The sequence below is a fragment of the Desulfatibacillum alkenivorans DSM 16219 genome (assembly GCF_900142135.1).
GTDB lineage: Bacteria > Desulfobacterota > Desulfobacteria > Desulfobacterales > Desulfatibacillaceae > Desulfatibacillum > Desulfatibacillum alkenivorans.
In genome coordinates this window covers 1-1,214 of sequence record NZ_FQZU01000097.1, presented here as the reverse complement: position 1 = coordinate 1,214, position 1,214 = coordinate 1, and the positions used below count along the sequence as shown (strand labels likewise).

Genomic DNA, 1,214 nt, shown 5'->3' with positions numbered 1-1,214 from the left:
TGTTTCAAGGAGAAAGATTTTTTGAGTTATAGTACAATTGGACCTGTAACCTCTTGTTCCTTCGCTATATAACGTCTCTCAAAAACTCAATAACTGATATCAGCCATCCATAATATCCCACCTGTTCTCTTTGACGATCTTCTCTCCGCGCTGCACTGCGTAAGCAATGGTGCTTGACCTCATGGACAAGTCGCGGGCCATTTGAATTTGGGCGACTCCCAGTTCTTTAACGGTCCAATAGCAATAGACTGCCCTTGCGTCGGGAATGGGTTTTCTTCGGGTCCCGGAAAGCACGGAATCAGGCGAAATTCCATAAAGAGAAGCAACTCTGAGGAGAATCGCCCCTTTGTCAAGGCCCTTAGATTGCAGCACATACTTCCTGGAAAGATGCTCCTTGGCTTGCGCCAGAACTGCCTGGACGAAATCCCCGTCCCCCAGAATTCTCTGATCGCTCTTCTGGCGATGTTCTTTAGACGGGAAAGCCTGTTTGACTGCCTCCCAACCTCCCATGCTTCGAATGAGGCCTCCGCCTGTCAGGTCCTCCCTCCTGCCCATGGATATCCCTGCTTCCACAAAGGCTTGGTAGTTCTTTCGCGCCTCACGGACGCTCTTTCCAAAGCCGTTTAAAACATAATCAACATCCTGCCAAGGATGCCGGTTTTTCCCCATTAGATTGCCATGGCCGCAATATGGGTGCAACGCCAGTTCGGACAAATTCTGCATCAAACCGGCCCGTACGGGATTCAAGTGAATATACCGCACCAGTTCTTTGAAATAGGCGTCTTCCTGACAAATTACCGATTTAAAACGGTTTTGGAACAACGGCCCATGACGGCCATAACGCCGGTTGATATACATGGCAAAACTGGTCATTAGCCGTTGCATCACATGAGAAATCCCGGCGACAGGGCTGCGCAGCAGGAAATGGGCGTGGTTTTCCATGAAAACCCAGGCGTAGCAGGCTGCACCTGTCTCCGGGAGAACGTCGCTTAACCGCTCCTCCAAGGCGTTGCGATCCTGATCATCGAAAAAAATCGGCTTACGCTCGATTCCCCGGATCATCACATGATGCAAAACGCCTGGGGCGTCTATTCGGGAAGACCTTGGCATTATCCTACCGTAACACACCTGAAAACATATGACAATATTACCCAAAATCCGCGATTGGATTTGCCGGAGGGGTGGTTTGAACATTTCAGGGCGTTTCAGCCCTT

1 protein-coding gene is annotated in these 1,214 nt (G+C 50.1%); it reads right to left on the bottom strand.

Annotated elements, in window-relative coordinates:
• Positions 1–99: 99 nt before the first annotated feature.
• Entirely contained in the window at positions 100–1,062 is a 963-nt protein-coding gene (locus BUE18_RS27165) for a transposase (protein ID WP_244549390.1), read from the bottom strand.
• Positions 1,063–1,214: the final 152 nt, after the last annotated feature.